The sequence below is a fragment of the Kutzneria sp. CA-103260 genome, assembly GCF_018263855.1.
Taxonomy (GTDB): Bacteria; Actinomycetota; Actinomycetes; order Mycobacteriales; family Pseudonocardiaceae; genus Kutzneria.
This window is the reverse complement of record NZ_CP073318.1, coordinates 3,551,269-3,564,383: the sequence shown is the minus strand read 5'-3', so window position 1 is coordinate 3,564,383 and position 13,115 is coordinate 3,551,269. Positions and strand designations below refer to the sequence as shown.

General features: G+C 69.0%; 13 protein-coding genes. 3 read left to right on the top strand and 10 right to left on the bottom strand.

The window, feature by feature from the left end; translation table 11 throughout:
• Positions 1–10: 10 nt before the first annotated feature.
• On the top strand, positions 11–1,825 hold the full coding sequence (locus JJ691_RS15390) for an ABC transporter ATP-binding protein (protein ID WP_211769449.1): 1,815 nt from the start codon (positions 11–13) through the stop codon (positions 1,823–1,825).
• Here the strand turns inward: JJ691_RS15390 and JJ691_RS15385 are convergent.
• Both JJ691_RS15385 and JJ691_RS15380 read right to left on the bottom strand, forming a co-directional pair.
• Positions 1,816–2,232, bottom strand: a complete 417-nt coding sequence (locus JJ691_RS15385; protein ID WP_211769448.1) for a glycosyltransferase — start codon at positions 2,230–2,232, stop codon at positions 1,816–1,818. The two genes, JJ691_RS15390 and JJ691_RS15385, sit on opposite strands and share 10 nt — an antisense overlap.
• 14 nt (positions 2,233–2,246) lie before the next feature.
• Entirely contained in the window at positions 2,247–2,447 is a 201-nt protein-coding gene (locus tag JJ691_RS15380; RefSeq protein WP_211769447.1) for a hypothetical protein, read from the bottom strand.
• On the opposite strand from JJ691_RS15380, the gene JJ691_RS15375 reads away from it, so the two are divergent.
• On the top strand, positions 2,429–3,220 hold the full coding sequence (locus JJ691_RS15375) for an HAD family hydrolase (RefSeq protein ID WP_306291372.1): 792 nt from the start codon (positions 2,429–2,431) through the stop codon (positions 3,218–3,220). The genes JJ691_RS15380 and JJ691_RS15375 overlap by 19 nt on opposite strands.
• 89 nt (positions 3,221–3,309) lie before the next feature.
• Here the strand turns inward: JJ691_RS15375 and JJ691_RS15370 are convergent, their stop codons facing one another.
• The 8 genes from JJ691_RS15370 to JJ691_RS15335 all read right to left on the bottom strand — a co-directional run bounded on the left by JJ691_RS15370 (position 3,310) and on the right by JJ691_RS15335 (position 11,679).
• A complete protein-coding gene (locus tag JJ691_RS15370) occupies positions 3,310–5,073 on the bottom strand; it encodes a B12-binding domain-containing radical SAM protein (protein WP_211769445.1) in 1,764 nt (587 codons plus the stop codon).
• A 109-nt stretch (positions 5,074–5,182) separates the two neighbouring features.
• Positions 5,183–6,127 carry a glycosyltransferase family A protein gene (locus JJ691_RS15365; RefSeq protein WP_256449432.1) on the bottom strand — a complete coding sequence of 315 codons (945 nt, stop codon included), beginning with the start codon at positions 6,125–6,127 and terminating at the stop codon, positions 5,183–5,185.
• 29 nt (positions 6,128–6,156) lie between these two features.
• The gene (locus JJ691_RS15360) at positions 6,157–7,164 is read right to left on the bottom strand and encodes a thymidylate synthase (RefSeq protein WP_211769443.1); all 1,008 of its coding nucleotides are present in this window, start codon (positions 7,162–7,164) and stop codon (positions 6,157–6,159) included.
• A 159-nt stretch (positions 7,165–7,323) separates the two neighbouring features.
• Positions 7,324–8,634, bottom strand: coding sequence for a class I SAM-dependent methyltransferase (locus tag JJ691_RS15355; RefSeq protein ID WP_211769442.1), 1,311 nt, complete (start codon positions 8,632–8,634; stop codon positions 7,324–7,326).
• Positions 8,635–8,637: 3 nt separating this feature from the next.
• Positions 8,638–9,210: a hypothetical protein gene (locus JJ691_RS15350; RefSeq protein ID WP_211769441.1), complete on the bottom strand. Its 573-nt coding sequence runs from the start codon at positions 9,208–9,210 to the stop codon at positions 8,638–8,640.
• Complete coding sequence (locus JJ691_RS15345) at positions 9,207–10,100, bottom strand: FkbM family methyltransferase (RefSeq protein WP_211769440.1); 894 nt, start codon at positions 10,098–10,100, stop codon at positions 9,207–9,209. Before JJ691_RS15345 ends, JJ691_RS15350 begins: the two co-directional genes overlap by 4 nt.
• Positions 10,090–10,755: a hypothetical protein gene (locus JJ691_RS15340; protein WP_211769439.1), complete on the bottom strand. Its 666-nt coding sequence runs from the start codon at positions 10,753–10,755 to the stop codon at positions 10,090–10,092. Before JJ691_RS15340 ends, JJ691_RS15345 begins: the two co-directional genes overlap by 11 nt.
• Positions 10,756–10,764: 9 nt before the next feature.
• On the bottom strand, positions 10,765–11,679 hold the full coding sequence (locus JJ691_RS15335; protein WP_211769438.1) for a phytanoyl-CoA dioxygenase family protein: 915 nt from the start codon (positions 11,677–11,679) through the stop codon (positions 10,765–10,767).
• A gap of 358 nt (positions 11,680–12,037) precedes the next feature.
• Between JJ691_RS15335 and JJ691_RS15330 the strand changes: the two genes are divergently transcribed.
• Positions 12,038–13,048 carry a ParB/RepB/Spo0J family partition protein gene (locus tag JJ691_RS15330; protein ID WP_249227944.1) on the top strand — a complete coding sequence of 337 codons (1,011 nt, stop codon included), beginning with the start codon at positions 12,038–12,040 and terminating at the stop codon, positions 13,046–13,048.
• Positions 13,049–13,115: the final 67 nt, after the last annotated feature.

The following is a 13,115-nucleotide window of genomic DNA, read 5'->3' as shown; positions in this document are numbered from 1 at the left end:
GGAGGCGGGCGTGCAGGTGCGGTGTCGAAAGGCAGCTGGACGGACGGCGGCGCTGGCGACGGCGCTACGGCTGTCCTTCGCGGCGGACTGGAAGTGCGCGACAGGGGCCCTGGTGACCTTCGGTCTGCGCCCGCTGGCGCTGGTCTTGTGCGTGTACGGGATCCAGGTGCAGCTGGACGCGGTCGGACGCCGGGACACCACGGCGATGGTGCTGGCCGCCGGATTCGTCGCGGCGACAACCGCCGTGGCGCTGTTCACGGGGTGGCTGAACGCCAGGTTCGTGGCCACGTTGATCGAGAGCACCAGCAGGCACCTGGACCAGCAGCTGATGAGGCTGATGGCCGGCGTCACCGGGATCGAGCACTACGAGCGGCCGGACTACCTGGAGCGGCTGGAGCTGCTGCGTGACGAGCGGCGCATGCTCGCGGACACCGTCGACACGATCGGGCTCGCGCTCGCGGCCCTGGTGCGGTTGGTCGGCACGGGCGTCCTGCTCGTGGCCGTCGCCCCCGTCCTGGTTGCGCTACCACTGCTCGCCGTACCGTCCATCGTGATCGGCTTGCGGACGGAACGGGCACGCCAGAAGGTGCTGGCGGAGGCCACGACGCAGCATCGCCGTGCCGAGCACGTCTACGGCCTGTCGACGTCGGCGCGGGCCGCCACGGAGATCCGGGTCTACGGGCTGGACTCGTTCCTGATGCGGCTGGCGGACTCGGCCTGGCAGCGGGGCAGCGCGGCGCTTGACCGGTCCGCCCTGCGCAGCACGGTGTTCAACGCGTTGGGCTGGCTCATCTTCGGGCTCGGCTACCTGTGCGCGCTCGCGCTGGTGCTGAGTTCCTATCTCGCCGGCGGTGTCACCCTCGGCCAGGTGGTGCTCACGCTGACCCTGATGAGCACCGTGAACGCGCGGATGACCCAGGTGGTGTTCAGCCTGACAAAGCTGGTCCGTACGCTGCCGGTGGCCGACCGCTACCGGTGGCTGGAGCGCTACAGCGCGGACCGACTACGGACCGAACGGGCCAGGACGACCCGGCAGCCGCCGACGCGTCTGGCGGTGGGCCTGTCGTTCCGGGGCGTCCGGTTCCGGTATCCCGGCAGTGCGGACTGGGCACTCGACGGCCTCACCGTCGACTTCCCCGCCGGTGCCACTGTCGCACTGGTGGGGGAGAACGGCTCAGGCAAGTCGACGCTGGTGAAACTGGCCTGCCAGTTCCACAGGCCGGCGGCCGGCCGCGTCGAGCTGGACGGGGTCGACCTGGACCGGATCGACCCGGTCGCCTGGCGGGCCCGTGTCTCCGCGCTGTTCCAGGACTTCGCGCGGCTGGAGTTCGAGGCACGGGAGACGGTCGGCGCCGGTCTGCTGGACCACATCGACGACATCGACGCCGTACGAACCGCGCTGCGCGACGCCGACGCGTGCTCCGTCGTCGACGACCTGCCCGACAAGGAGCGCACCCCGTTGGGGCGCTCTTTCCCCGACGGCAGCGAACTGTCCGGTGGCCAATGGCAGCGGCTGTCCCTCGCGCGGTCGGTGATGCGGCGAAACCCCTTGCTGCTACTGCTCGACGAGCCGACCTCGGCGATCGACGTGGACACCGAACATGCGCTATTCACGCGGTACCTCGCCGCGGCGAAGGAGATCGCCCGGGACAGCGGCGCGGTGACGCTGGTGACGGCACACCGCATGTCGGCCGTGCGGCTGGCGGACCTCATCGTCGTGCTCAGCGGTGGCCGGGTCGTCGAGCGAGGGACGCACGACGAACTGGTCGCGGGGAACGGACTGTACGCCGAACTCTTCGCGCTCCAGGCGCGTGCCTACCGTTGACCGCCCTCGCATCCGCTGTGAGCACGCCCTGTGAGCATCGCGCCATAGACGCCGAGGGTCGTGGCGACGTTGCGGTCCCAGTCGAAGGTCTCGTGCAGCGGCGGCGCGGGCAGACAGGGGCCGGCGAGCATCGACACGAGCTGTGCCGTGTCCCGGTAGAGCGTCTCCCCACCGGGCACCAGTTCGCGAGCCGTCGCGAGGTCTGCCGGCAGCAAGGCGGGAACGCCGCAGGCCATCGCCTCGGCGATGGCCAGTCCGAAGCCTTCCCAACGCGACGTGCACAGCAGGTGGTCCGCTGCCCGGTAGAAGCTGGGCAGATCATCCTCATCAAGGTCCTGAAGGATGGTGACGTCGCCCCGACCGGTGACCGTGACCGGGCAGTAGGCATGCGAATGTCCCAGCAGCACAGGGTCTCCGCGTCTCATGTCGAGCACTCCACGAGGTCCGGGCACAGGTCGGCCAGGGCACCGTCGACCGCGATCCGATGCCGCGCCACGTCGTCGGTGCGCGGCAGGGTCACCGTCTCGATGCCATGCCGCCGTATCGGGTACGGAGTCTGTTGGGTGACCAGGACGACGTCGTGGCCCGCGTCGCGCAGCCGGGGTGCCAGCGCCCGGTACACAGTGCAGATCCCGCCCCTGGTTACTGCGTGAAGATCACGGTGAACCAAGCAGATTCGCACGGAATACCCCTGTCCTGGAGGAGAGCGTGAGTGGTTCGGTTGAGGCCGTCGTCTTCGATCTCGATGGCACCGTCGTGGACACGCCCGACCTGATCGGCCGGATCATCGGCGTGACGGCCGGCGAGTTGGGCTACAGCGTGGCACCGGCCGTCGTCCGGAGCACGATCGGTACCCCGCTCGTGGTGAGTTTCGCCCAGTTGTTCGGCCTTCCCGCCGACGACCGGCGGGTCGCCGCGGCGGTGGCCGCATACCGCGCGAGGTTCGACGTGCAGGTGGTGGAACACGGCAGCAAGCTGCCGTTTCGCGGTGTGGTGGACGGGCTGGCCGTGTTGCGCGCGCGGGGTTTGGCGCTGGCCGTCGCCACCTCCAGGATCCTTGCCAGCGCACGGCTCGTCCTCGATGCGAGCGGCCTGGCCGGTGCCTTCGACGCGGTGGTCGGCTATGACGAGGTGGCCAATGGCAAGCCGGCGGCGGACACGGCCCTGCTCGCGGCCCGGCGACTCGGCGTGGCGCCCGGCCGCTGCCAGGTCGTCGGTGACGCCGTTGGCGACATGCTGATGGGGGTGCGGGCAGGGATGCGCACTCTCGGCGTTTCCTACGGCGTCGGTGGCGTTGACGACCTGACCGCGGCCGGCGCCCGTCGTGTCGTCGGCGACTTTCCCAGTGTGGTGGCCGATGTGTTGCCCGGCGACTCAGAACGCCACAGCCCCTGAAGTACCAGGGTTTGGGCGTCTCCAAGACCCACATCGGAGGTCTGGACCGTGTGGTGCGCCTCGGCGCCGGCCCCGGTGAACCTTCGCGGTCACAGCGCCAGCGTCGACTGGACGGGGTGGTGGTCGGCCTCGTCCCGGTTGCGCACCGAACCCCACCGTGCGGCCGCCGTTTCGTGGATGAACCAGATGTCGTCCTCGGTCAGCAGATCAGAGACCACGCCCGGGTAGGCCTCCTCGAAGTGGGTGAATGGCTCCCGGTTGTCCAGCAGCGTGTGGTAGTCCAGGTCCGCCTTGCCGTGCGCACGCGCGATCGGTGTGCCCGGGTGGTAGGTCAGCACGTTCGGACTGGCGACGACGATCAGCCCGTCGTCGATGAGCCGGCCGATGCCGTCGATCGTGTGCTCGATGGTGGCGCGGGTCTCCCCGTCCAGGCCGAACAGAATGGACGTGCCGACCCGGATGCCGGCCTGCCGCATCCGCTCCAGCGCGCCGCGGACCTTCTGCTCCCACGGCTGGCCGTTGCGCTTGCGGAGGTTCTTGTGCACACCGTCCATGACGCTCGCGGCCATGGACTCGATGCCGATGTAGACGTAGGTGCATCCGGAGTCCCGCATCGCGTCGAGGGACTCGGTGACCAGTGCGGAGTGTCGCTGGTCAAGGATGAGGTCGACGGTCAACTGGACGCCCCACTGAAGGTCCAGGAACCGCCCGGCCGCGTTCGCGCCGTCCAGCACGGGCAGCGCTGACACCAGTTGGGCGCGAGGCAGCCGCCGTAACGCCGCGAGCCGCCGCGCGAACTCGGCGATCGTCCGCCACTGTCCACTCCAGAACACCGGGTCGTCGAAGAAGACGGCTTCCGCCCCGTAGCGGGTCGTCTCGGCCAGCCGGCCGATGACGTGGCCCACGTCGTCGGAGCCCAGCCTGGCCGCAGGCCCGGCCACCGCGGCGCTTTCCGAGCAGAAGGCACAACGGAAGGGACAGGACGCCGTGGTCATCATGTGCGCGGTGCGGCGGAAGCCGCGCTCACCGGCAGGGAAGACCGAGAACCGCGAGCGGATGGCGAACGCCTTGTAGGGAGCGACCCGGTCGCGGACGGCGGCCGCATCCCCCAGCACCGGGAAGACCACCGGCCGCTTGCCCAGTAGTGCCACCACGCCCCGTCCCACGGTGCCCCAGCCGGCGCTGGCCAGGTCCCGCAGGCGCTCGGCGACGTCGTCGTGCCGCGCCCACCCGGTGTCCCGATCAAGGGACAGTGCGACGGCGGTCATGAGGACGTCGAGCAGGTGGTCGCCGTCGCCAGCTACGACGGCGTCGACCTCGTCCCCGATCCGGCCGGTGTCGCGCAGCCGCAAGGTCGCGCTCGGATGGGTGTCCAGCGCACCGGCGCCCGCGGCCCACCTCATCGTCTCGTCGGCGTGGCGGCCACCGAGGACCGTGTAGCAGTCGGGCAGGACGGTCTTGGCGGTTCTGGCGATGTCCAGGGCGTAGCGGTGGGCCGCCGACACCGCGCTGATCAGCAGCACTCGCGGCCTGCGCTGGGTGAGCACCGTGGTCAACGCCCTCCTGGTCACCGGGTTCCACACGCGAGGGTCGAACACGCGCATGTCGGTGACGTCGTGATCGCCGTGCCTGATCCCGTCGTCGGAGACGGCGCCACGGTACGCGTCGTCGGGATACTCGCCCCAGTCCGGGTACACGTCGCGCACCGGATCCCGGTCCTCCCAACGGGAGTTCCTGGCCCGGACGGACTCGTCGATGGTGACCGCCAACGCGCCGTACAGGCACATCGGGTCACCCGGGTAGGAGACCACTCCCTCGCCCGTGTTGCTCACCGGCGCAAGCAGGGCCAGCACGGGAAAACCGCGGTGTGGGGCAGTGCCGTTCGCACACTCGCGCAGACGCTGCCTGCGTGTCCGCGCAAGACGCTGAAGGTGCTGTCGGCGCAGCGGGTCCAGTACCGCGTCACCAGTGAAACTGAGGTCGGTTGCGTGACTGATGGGTGACCTCCCTCGACTCGATCCGGACCGCGGTGGCGAGTGCGGCGGCCGCGAAGTCGAATTCGCAGCAGCGACGCGTGACCGGCGGCCCGAACGCCGATGCCAATGCCGATTCGTAGTAGTCCGGCGGTAGCTGGCCGCCACGCGCCAGGGTGTCCATCCAGGAGGAAAGCCGTGCCCGCCAGCGCAGGCGCCGCTCGGCGATGGCGGCCGGGAACCGCCCGTGCCGCTGGCACAGCAGCCGGTGCCCGTCGACGAAGGGACGAAGGGCGTCCGCGTCCAGGGCGCTGCGGACGGTGCTGCTGGTAGCCGCGGCAACGTTCTTGACGTATCCGACCGTCACGACGTCGGTGCACATCGGCACCACGCCGCGATCGAGCAGGCAGAGCCACGCCTCCCAGTCCTCCTGGACCGGGAGGCGTTCGTCGAAACCAGGAAGGAGGCCGCGCCGGACCAACACCGAGCTGGGTGGGATCACGTTGGTGACCGGCAGCTTGTCGGTGACGTCCGACCAGCCGAAGCCGACGCCGAGCGCCTCGGCGTCGCGGTCAGACCGCACGACCACCACGGTGGTGCCGGACCACACGAAGTCCCCACCAAGCGCGTGCAGTCGCTCGAAATGGTGTGGGCACAGCAGATCGTCGTCATCGACGAACCCGAGGAAGGCGCCGGAGGAGACCGACATCCCGAGGTTGCGTGCGGCACTCAAGCCGGCGCCCGGCGTGGACACCACGCGCCAGGTGTGCGGCGCGTCGGCGATACCGGCTTGGTCGCGCCACTCCCGGAACAGCTCGGCGCCACGACCATCGCCGCTGTCGTCGACCACCACGGTCTGGATCGGAACCGTTTGTGCCGCAAGGCAGTCGAGCACCGTGACAAGTGAGGCACGCCCGACCGTCGGAACGATCACGGACGTCGTGGGACGAGCGTGCGTGCCGTTCAACGCTTGGCGTCCGCGATGCTGGCCAGTTCCGGGCTCGCGAACGGGCTCACCACGGTGGTGCCGTCGGCGCACCGCCGATACGCGAACGTCGCCAGGACCGCGCGCGCGACGTCGACGAACTCGGATTCCGACGAGGTGGCCGCGACCTTGTCGATGGCGGCGATGTCACCGGCCACGGCGCTTTCCCGCAGGTTCCGCTCGGTCTCGACCAACTCGTTGACGGCGGCGTCGACGGCATCAAGATCGGACGGCCATGCCGGAAGCCGGACCGGCGAGACGCCGTCGGCGATCACCCTGTCCGCCAGTTCGTGCTCGTTCTCATAGATGTGGAACGTGCCCGACTGGTGGAGGTGCGGGCCGCAGGGCACGCCCAACTGGGACGCGGTCACCTGGTGCAGCTGCATGAACAGGAACATGTCGTAGGGGAGCACCGTCAGGGCCTGCTGTGCGCGCATGACAGTCAGCCAGGTGAGCCTGTTGTCCCGCAGGAAGAGTTGGACGCCCGCGGCGCAGGGATACTCGCGCGACTCGACGAAGTTGTCCGCACTGCTGATGATCGAGGCGTAGGAACGGCGGTGTGCCGGATCGCGGCGGATGCGGCCGACGATGGCCCGGAGCTGGTCGCCTTCGGCACGGTCGCCGTAGAGGCGGTGCCCGAACGCGCCGCTGAGCGTGCGGTGGTCGTCGGAGAACTCGTGGGCGCCGCCGCGGTAGTAGGCGAGGGTGTCGACGTCGTCACGGCCGTCCAGTGACCAGGCGAGCAGGCCATAGCAGTACGGCACGTGGACCGGCAGGTGCGGCGAGTACGCCAGGCAGGACAGCGGGTCACTGACACTCAGCGACACCGCGATCAGTTCGGTCCACGGGCGGTCCGCACGCCCGAAATTCGATGCTTTCGAGTAGGGATTGCATACCGATGGAACCGATTGCCCGTGTGTGCGCAGGCTTTCGAGTCCCCAGGTATAGGCTTCCGCGAACGAGGAGTAATGCGCGGCCGTTGGCAATGGTGCCCCCTCTCGGCTGCTTGGACCGGCGTATGCACCATGGCGCGCGACTGCGCTTTTTGGGCATATCTGATTGAAGACGTCCGGTCCAAGGAATAGTGGGAACGCGTTGCGTGAAAACGCAGTCTAGCGGTGTTTTGGCGATCCGACCAGCGCTCGTCAATACCGTTCGCGTGCCACCGGTTGGCGGACATAGCGGTCCGGTAGGCCGATCTGGGCGAAACGTCGGATCAGATCGACACGCGGTTGGCCGGCTGCCGCTTCGGCAAAGCACTGGTGGGACAATTCCAGGTCGGCCGCGTGGTATTCGGTCGAGCGGCGGTGCTCGGCCGCGTACCAGTCGTTGGGGAACTCGAACCGAAGCCGCACGTGTGCGTCGCGGTGCTCGACCTGGTAGACCGGATTCAGACCGAGCCGCCCAGCCAGATGGGGCGGAGTCGGAAAGGGAACGGGGGCGGTGAACACGGTCGGGTCGTCGCTCACGACGAGCGACTGCCATCTCTGCGACGTGAGCTCCCGTTCCGGGCGCGGTCTCTCCAGTTGGGGGCCGTGGCCGGTGAGATACCCGTCGACGAGTTCGTCCTCGCCGAGCACGCGGTAGTCGGCCACGCCCAGGAAATCCCGCGCGGCCCGGGTCGCCCGAACACCCATCCGGTCCAGGAAGACCGTGCCCGACACCGTGCACCGACGCAGTTCCGACAGCGCGGAGCGCTTGTCCTCGAACAGGTGGAACGCGTCGGTGCACAGCGTGGTGCCGAACACGCCGTCCCGGAAGGGCAGCGGTTGGGACCCGTCGGCGCAGACGTAGTGGCCGGCGGGAGCGATCGCCCGACGGGCGACCCACACCTGGAAGAAGTTCAGGTCGACCCCGACGACTTCGCATGGCCGTGGCCGGCTCGTGAGGTGGTGTATGACGTGTCCGAGCCCGCAGGCAAGGTCGAGAACCGGCAGATCGGTGGGGGGAAAGGCGCTGGTCAACGACAACGAGGCCAGGTAGCGGGGTTGGCTGAAGCGGTACAGGAAATAGGGATACAGCTGCCGGTTGGCGTCCTGGGACCGGACGTAGACGAGGTGGAGCCAGTCCTGGGCGGTCAGTTCGGCCGGAGGACGCGACACCAGCGCCCGCACCTCCCGTCGCCACCGTGCCGCCGGTGCGCCCGGCCCATGGGTGGCCGCGCCCAGCAGGTCCACGAGCGCACCGAGTGGGTCCGGTCCGAGGACCTTGGTCACGAGGTCGTCGACCACCGGGCCGGTCGGCGTGTCCCGTCCGGGCATGTGCTCGCGCACGCCGAGCACGCCGGTGCGTATGACCGGAATGCCGTCGACCACTGGGTAGCGATGCCTGCTGCACCGCAGCACTCCGAACACGCCGTCCGGCAGCGGTTGCCGGTCCGACGCGGTGAACCGCAACGTCTCCAGGCATTGCGGGCACCGCAGCGTGGAGGACAGCACACCGGCAAGCGCGGGCACAGGTCAGCCGCTCGTCTCGCGCGCGGCCAGGCGCTCGACCGTGTCCTCGACCAGGGCGGCCAGTTCGCCGTGCCGGTGGTGGATCAGCACCGTCTCCGGGCCACGGTGCAGGTCGATGAGGGCACGGATCTTGCGGCGCTGGTCCTGGTGGTACCGGGCGGCGAGCCACAGCATGGACTTGCGCCCGAACACGCTGCTGACGCTTTCGTAGTTCTCGCCGCAGAACCGCGTGCGGCGGAACAGCCTGCTCAGCGTGCGCCGGGCGAGGCGGGGATAGGACAGCCAGACCGGCGGATCGAGCCACACCACGCAGTCGACGACGGGCATGAACCGCTCGACCGCGGTCGGGTACTGGCCGTCCACCACCCACGACGACGAGTCGAGCGCCTCGGCCACCACGGCCGCGAAGTCCTCGTCGGAACGCATCTTCCAGTCCGGCAGCCAGAACAGGGCGTCCAGTTCCACGTGCTCGACGCCCAGCCGCCCGGCCAGCAACCGGCCGAAGGTCGATTTGCCGGAACCGGAGACACCCACCACCCACACACGGCTGCGCGCCCCGCTGTCACTGTCGTTCACGGTTCTCCAGGAAGATCGGGGGACGTGGCCGTCCCGGACGCCGACGAAGTCGGAGGGAGCCCGCGGCGCACGGCATGGGTGTCCCACCAGCCCGCCTCGCCGAACAACCTGAACAGCGCCCGGCCCAGCAGGCCGCTGGGACCGGACCGGACCACCGCCTCGTCACCGAACAGCCGGTAACGCAGAAAGATTGTCCGGTACACGAGCAGGACCTGGCGAGCGGTCAACCACCGGTCCGGCAGATCGTGGCCGAACAGGCCGCTCGATCCCGACCAGGGGAACTCGTGGTCGACGGGCAGGCCTTCGCGGGTCACCGCAGGTTGCCGCTGGCGGCAGACGGTGTGTTGGGGCACCGCCTGGAACCGGGTGTACCCCATGGCGCTCAGTGTCTCGATCTCCCAGGTCAGTGCCTGCCAACTGGTCTTGTCCGACTCCAGTGACACGAAGTCCGGCCGATACGGCGAGGCGACCAGGGAGGCGAGCGCGTCGTGGTCGGCACCCTCGATGTCGATCTTGAGGTAGTGCGGGCAGCCGTACGCGTCCATCAGCTGTGGCACGGACACTCCGCGCACCCTGCTCGTGCGCGTGGTGTGGGCGCCCAGCCGCTCGTTGCGCGCCACCCACTGCGGCACGGTCGTGCCCCACTGGTCGTTGGTGCTCTCGTAGAACTCCGCCTCGGGCAAGAGGGATATCGCGGCGTGCTCCACGACCAACCTGCCGGCCGCGATCTCGCCGGCGAACCGGCGAGTGGCCGCCTCGCATAGCTCCCGGCTCGCGTCCACGGCGACCACCCGGAAGCCTTTGGCGAGGTAGTAGGCGGTGTCCACACCACGGTGCAGCCCCAGATCGAAGATCAGTCCCGGATCGGGGGCGGTGCCGTCACGCGTCATCGGGCAGCCTCGTGGCGATCACGGCGCCGTACCGGTGTTCGTGCCAGTCCTCCCAGCCGAGGTGCGACTCGCCGATCAGCCCCAGGTCGGTGTTGAGTTCGACGCGCCACAGCGCGGCGTCGAACAACTCGGCCAGTTCCTCGGGCTCGGGGCAGACGCCGAGGGCGCGCTCCTCGGCGTTCGTGGCGATCAGGTAGTCGGCGAAGAACAGGCCGCCGGGCGCCACGTAGGACTGTTGCCTGCCAACCAGTTCCGCCAGCGGGTACGCCCGGTTCTGCGGCATGCACCACAGGCCGCTGCTGATCACCAGGTCGCATGGCGTCTCGGGCCGCCAGAGCATGTAGTCCTCGCCGACGACACGGCACCGGTCCTCGGTGGCGGTCTCCCGCAGGCGCGGCCGCAGCCCGGTGATCGGCTGCGGACCGGTCCGCAGTTCGACCACGCCGCCGTCGATGAACACCGGGTCCAGTTCGATGGCGATGACCTGCCAGCCACGCGTGGTCAGCGGGGTGACGAACTTTCCGTCCGACGCGCCGATGACGCACGCGGTCGGTGCGTCGGGGCCCGACTCGTAGCGCGGCAGGTAGCGGTCCAGGTGCGGGAAGTGCGAGTAGAACGGGCTCCAGTAGCTGGTGGGGTCGACATCGAGGCTCATGTCCGCCACCTACGCCTGTCCTGGAGCCAGCGGCCAGATGCGCGGGCAGAAGTCCGGGTCGGCGTAGTCGGGGGAGCCCTCGGCCGTCCGCCGCACGAGCCAGTCGTGCTTGTACGGCTCCTGGCGGCCGGGGGACAGCGTGAACGGCCGGTACGCGTTCGCGCCGTCCTGTAGGTGCAGGGAGATCGATCTGCGCGGTTCCGCGGCGCGGTTGGGGCCGCTTCCGTGGTAGAGCAGGCAGTGGTGGAACGTCATGTGCCCCTTGGGAATGTGCACCGGCACGCGTTCGGGGACAACGCCGTTGGCCGCCGCGTCGAGTTCGAGCAGACCCTCGCGAGCCAGGTCGGACGGCTCGGTCCGGGGCCGGACGGCGCCGTGCCGGTGTGCCCACCGGTGACTGCCGTCGATCATGGTCAGGGTGCCGAAGCGTTCGTCGCAGTCGTGCAGGGGGATGAAGGCGGTGAGCATGTTGTCCGACGAGCACGTCGACCAGTAGTACTTGTCGAAGTGCCACGAGACGATGTTGGTCGGCTCGTCCGGCATCGCGGGCTTGAACAGTAGCGTCGCCTGGAATATCCGGATGGTGTCGGTGCGCGCGAGCGCGGCGGCCACCGCGCCGACGACGGGTTTCGACAGCAGCCGCAGGAAGAGGTCGCTGGTGTAGTGGATGTAGTCGTTGTTGCGCTGCACATCGCCGTCCGCCGGCCGCCAGGCCGCCAGTCGCGCCGGACGGACAGGCAGTTCCCGGTCCCGGTGACCGGCGTAGTAGGCATCGGCGGCGGCCGCGAGTTCGTCCACCTCGTTATCGGTGAACAGCCTTTCGGACAGGTACCAACCCCGTCGTCGGTAGTGATCCATGTCCCGGCCGGTGGGCAGGAGAACGGTTTCCTCATCGGTCAACGGTGCCCACGTGCGCGTTGTCATGAATCACCTCGGCAGGTCGCGTCGAATGCTTTTCCGTGTGACCAGAATGCCAAGCTAGCCCGGGTAAAGTGTGACGGTCAAGACGTGCGCCGCCCTTCGGAAAGTCGACGGCGTCGATTGATTCCGGTGAGCCGGCACGTGTTTTCGCGGTTCAACGGTTCGGTGCCGGTTCGCCGGCTGCCGAGTGGTCCGGGTTTGGTCCGCGTTTGGTCTGCGACCTACCGGTGACGGGCGTCGATGGACATGATAGGTGAAGGGTGACCACGGTCACGTAGCTGTCGGGTATCCCTTGACAAGGAAAAATGCTGTTCGCCGGACGGATGCGTGGACGGTGGACCGGGCGGTTGGGGGATTTCAGTTGGATCATCAGGATAACGCGCTCGAATCAGGGGATCTCGATTTCGGGCCGGTGGCGCTTTCCGTCGTGGAAAGGTGCTCGACCGCGGTGGTGCCCATCGCGTCGCTGCGGCCGCCCGACTCGCCACGTCTGGCGGGGGAGAACGACGAGCACGTGCGCCTGCTCGCGGATTCCCCTGACATCCTGCCGCCCATCATCGTATGCCGTCGCACGATGCGTGTCATCGACGGCGCACATCGGGTGCGCGCCGCCGTCATGCGCGGGGACGCGGAGATCGAGGTGCGCTACTTCGACGGTGGCGATGCGGACGCCTTCCTGCTCGCCGTCCAGGCGAACACCACCCACGGGATGCCACTGTCGCGGGCCGACCGGACAGCAGCCACGGCGCGCATCCTCCAGACACACCCGCACCTGTCCGACCGGGTGATCGCCTCGACCACAGGTCTGTCGCCGAAGACGGTCAGCGCGATACGCCGGCGCGCAACTGCGCACAATCCTCAGTTGCGGACCAGGACGGGGCGCGACGGCCGGGTTCGTCCGCTCGACACCTCGGAGGGGCGCAGGCGAGCGGCGGATCTGATCAGCGCTCATCCCGAGGTGTCGCTGCGTCAGGTCGCGGCCATGGCGGGGATCTCGGAGGGGACCGCACGAGACGTGCGCGATCGACTGGCACGAGGACAGGCACCGGTGCCCGAGCAGCGCGGCCGGAGGCACGGCGACCCGGAGGCACGCGCGGACCGACGCCATGGCGGCGACGCGGCCAGGCTTCAGCCCGCGAACCGAGAGTCCCTTATGCGCATGCTGAAGCAGGACCCGTCGCTGCGGTTCAACGAGGCTGGCCGTGCCCTGATCCGACTTCTCGACAACTACGCCATATCCGAGGACGAGCAGAAGAAGCTCATCGACAACGTGCCCGCGCACTGTGTCGACCGCGTGGCCGCGCTTGCCCGCGAATGCGCGTCGGTCTGGGCGGAGTTCGCCGAGAACCTCTCGCGGAACAAGCAGTCGTGACGCAGGCTTCCGGTACTGCTGGCGGGTCACGCCGGTCCCCATGATGCGGGTGTTGTCGAAGTTCGCT

Bases quoted from the DNA above. Each gene is read 5' to 3' on its own strand.
- JJ691_RS15340 (WP_211769439.1), bottom strand. From the start codon at position 10,755: ATGAGCCTCGATGTCGACCCCACCAGCTACTGGAGCCCGTTCTACTCG.
- JJ691_RS15335 (WP_211769438.1), bottom strand. From the start codon at position 11,679: ATGACAACGCGCACGTGGGCACCGTTGACCGATGAGGAAACCGTTCTC.
- JJ691_RS15345 (WP_211769440.1), bottom strand. From the start codon at position 10,100: ATGACGCGTGACGGCACCGCCCCCGATCCGGGACTGATCTTCGATCTG.